At 72.3% G+C, this 3,086-nt stretch carries 4 protein-coding genes; 2 read left to right on the top strand and 2 right to left on the bottom strand.

Translation table 11 applies throughout. From position 1 onward, the window contains the following. The first annotated feature begins 30 nt into the window (after nucleotides 1-30). Nucleotides 31-759: an efflux RND transporter periplasmic adaptor subunit gene (locus tag ACYVE7_RS31835; RefSeq protein WP_460369997.1), complete on the top strand. Its 729-nt coding sequence runs from the start codon at nucleotides 31-33 to the stop codon at nucleotides 757-759. 54 nt (nucleotides 760-813) lie between these two features. Then, nucleotides 814-1,347, top strand: a complete 534-nt coding sequence (locus ACYVE7_RS31830) for a DUF5666 domain-containing protein (RefSeq protein WP_460369995.1) — start codon at nucleotides 814-816, stop codon at nucleotides 1,345-1,347. Between the two features lie 143 nt (nucleotides 1,348-1,490). Here ACYVE7_RS31830 and ACYVE7_RS31825 read toward each other — a convergent pair whose 3' ends face one another. Beyond that, a complete protein-coding gene (locus tag ACYVE7_RS31825; protein ID WP_460369994.1) occupies nucleotides 1,491-2,297 on the bottom strand; it encodes an SAM-dependent methyltransferase in 807 nt (268 codons plus the stop codon). 103 nt (nucleotides 2,298-2,400) lie between these two features. Then, nucleotides 2,401-3,086, bottom strand: a 686-nt coding sequence (locus ACYVE7_RS31820) for a hypothetical protein (protein ID WP_460369992.1), incomplete at its 5' end; no start/stop codon positions are given.

Here is a 3,086-nt window from a genome sequence, read left to right as displayed (position 1 = left end):
TGCCATGGCTGATCGGATCACCTCGTCGGCGTGCACCACGAGAACCCGTACGGGGTCCCGCCCGTCGCCGCAGCGGGGACCGTCTCGGCGTCCGGGACGGTCGACGCCGCCCGCACCCGCGACCTGTCGTTCGCCACGGCGGGCCCCGTCACGTCCGTGGCAGTCGAGGTGGGGGACAAGGTCGCCAAGGGCGACGTCCTGGCCCGGGTGGACGCCACGGCCGCCGAGCAGGGAGTGCACGCCGCGTCCCTCGCGCTCGGCGAAGCGGGGACGGCCCTGAACGGTGCGAGCGGCGACGCCTACACCCAGGCGTACGCGCAGTACGTCCAGGCGCGCAACGCCTCCGCCAAGGCGGGCCGCACCCTCACCGGAACGGAGATCACGGCACCGTACGCGGGCACCGTCACGGCCGTCTCGATCACCCGGGGCGCCGAGGCCCAGCAGGGCGCCGCCGCGATCACCCTCACGGATCTGTCCGATCTGACGGTCACCGCGAACTTCGCCGAGGCCGACACCGTCCGGCTGCGGAACGGCCAGAAGGCGACGGTCACGTTCGACTCGCTCGGCGCTTCCGTCACCGGGAAGGTCGTGTCGATCGCGCCCGTCCCGGTCGCCGCGGAGTCCGCGACGGCCGAGCAGGGCTCGCGGATGCAGTCGGCCACCAACGTCGTCCAGTACGCGGTCGGCATCGAGTTGAGCAGGGTTCCCGCGAAGGCGCGGGCGGGCCAGGGGGTGACGGTCGAGGTCGAGGTCTCATGAATCTCTCATAGCCCGATCACCGTTCCCCCAGAGGCGGGCACGAGGCTCCCGCCCATGACAGTGCCCGCCTCGCGCCCCGAACCCGCCGACCTCCTGAAGACCTCCCCTTTCCCGGAGGATCTGGACACCGTGCTGACGGCCGGACCGCCGCGCGTCAGGCTCGCCGGCACCACCCTGGCCCTCAGCACGGCCGTCGTCGCCGTCGCCGGTTTCCTCGCCGGCGTCCAGGCCGACAAGACCTGGGGCGACCACCCCCCGACGACCCCCCGAACAGAGAACCGCTTCCCCGCCGCCCAGAACCAGCCCCCAGGCCAGGGCTTCGCCGCCGCCGGCGACCTGTCCACCGGCACCATCACCAAGATCGACGGCTCCACCCTCACCCTCCGCACCCGCGACGGCCGCACCCTCACCGTCCGCTCCACCCCCGAAACCCGCATCACCATCACCAAAGACGCCGAACTCCCCGACCTGCCCACCGGCACGACCATCGTCGTCTCCGGCCGCCCCGCCCCCGACGGCTCCCTCACCGCCACCACCATCACCCAGGGCACCCGCGACACCCCGGGCTCCCGCCCCCGCCGCCCCTGACCGCCGCACCCCCACGCCAGAAATCAGATTCCCCCTAGGGGTGACGTGGGCCAGGGCTTCTCACTGGTCATGCACTTCAACCCGTCGATCCACCAGCGACTTCATGTACGACGCGTGCGGCGCGACGGTCGTGAAGTGGTCCCCTAGGCGTCCTTGCGGCCGAGGACGGCGACCATCTGTTTGTGGAGTTCGTGCTCCAGCAGGCCTTCGGGGGCGTCGGGGCGCCAGGACGTCGTGTAGGCGACGCCCGGTTCGAGCACGGTCAGCCCGTCCATGAACGACAGGATCTGCTCGGGGGAGCGGAAGATGGAGCCGCCGAGGCCGCTCTGCAGAATCTTCTTGGCCTCCTCGACGCGCGGGTCGTCGCGCAGGTCGTGGAGGTGGGTGAGGATGACGAAGCTGCCGGGCGCGAGGAACTCCAGCAGCCGCCGCACCACGGCGGCCGGGTCGTTCTCGTCCGGGACATGGTGGATGATCGCCGCGAGGATGACGCCGAGCGGCCGCGCCGGGTCGATCAGCGAGGTCAGCTCGGGGTTGCCGAAGATTTTCTCCGGCTCGTAGAGGTCGCCCTGGACGAACCGGGCCACCCCGTCCTCGGTGAGCAGCGCCCGGCCGTGCGCGAGCACGATCGGATCGTTGTCGACGTACACGACACGCGCGTCGGGGTTGGCGCGCCGCGCGTACTGGTGCACGTTGGACGCGGTCGGCAGCCCCGAACCGATGTCGACGAACTGGGTGATGCCCTGCCCGGCCATCCAGCGGACGGCGCGTTCGATCGCGGTCCGGTTGCCGCGCGCGACCTCGGGTGCTTCGGGCACCAGCTCCAGCACCATGTCGGCGACGGCCCGGTCGGAGGCGAAGTTGTCCTTGCCGCCGAGGAAGTAGTCGTAGACCCGGGCGAAGCTGGGGACGGAGGTGTCGATACCGGCTGGCGCCTGCTCGTCGGCCACGGGGGGCTCCTGTGCTCAGAGGGGGAAGTTCCGGGCGTCACTGGAGAAAGTATCAGGAAGGGCCGGGACCCGCCGCCAGGTCCCGGCCCCGTCCGTCAGCGGATCAGGAGCGGTCCGCCGAACTCGCCGCGACGACCGGCTTCATCCGCGCGTCGGGCGCCACTTCGGGCCCGGGGCACGGCTCGGGCAGCACCAGCACGTCGTCAAGCGCGAGGCCCGCTTCCTTGTCCGCACCGGCCACCAGCCGTTCCGCGACCCGTGCGTCCGAGCGCAGCCCCGCGGTGGTGACGGCGGTGCCGCCGATGAGCACGTCGTAGGTTCCGGTCTCGGGGCGCAGCAGCATCCCGACCCTGGTCCAGGTGTTGGCGGGCACCGGGTAGGGCAGCATCCGGACGTCGGCTCCGTCGGTGTAGATCAGCCGTCCGTCGCGGACGCCGACCGCTGCCACCGGGACGCCCGCGGCGTCGGCGACCTCGAACAGCACCCGCTTGGCCGGGTCGGTGGTGCGCAGCCGCGCCGACACCCGCAGGAAGCCCGCGCCCACGGGGAACGTGCGGGTGGCGGCCGAGTCGGGGCCGAACACCAGGGCGTTGCCGGTGAACCCCGCCGGATCGGGCGCGATCTTCACCTCGCCCTTGGTGCGCCAGCCGGCCGGCGCACCAAGCGGGGCCTTGTTGAAGGTGGAGGCGAGGCTGGGCGGGTAGGCGGCCGGAGCCTGGACGGCGCCGAGGTTCGGCGTCGCCGCCGGCACCCGCGTCACCCCGACGGGGAATCCGGTGAGCCCCGTCA

The sequence above is a fragment of the Actinocorallia lasiicapitis genome (genome assembly GCF_054778695.1).
Note: the sequence above shows the minus strand (reverse complement) of the source record. Positions and strands in the feature narration are given on the sequence as shown.

Coding starts and splice junctions, on each gene's coding strand:
- ACYVE7_RS31830 (WP_460369995.1), top strand. CDS start 814: ATGACAGTGCCCGCCTCGCGCCCCGAACCCGCCGACCTCCTGAAGACC.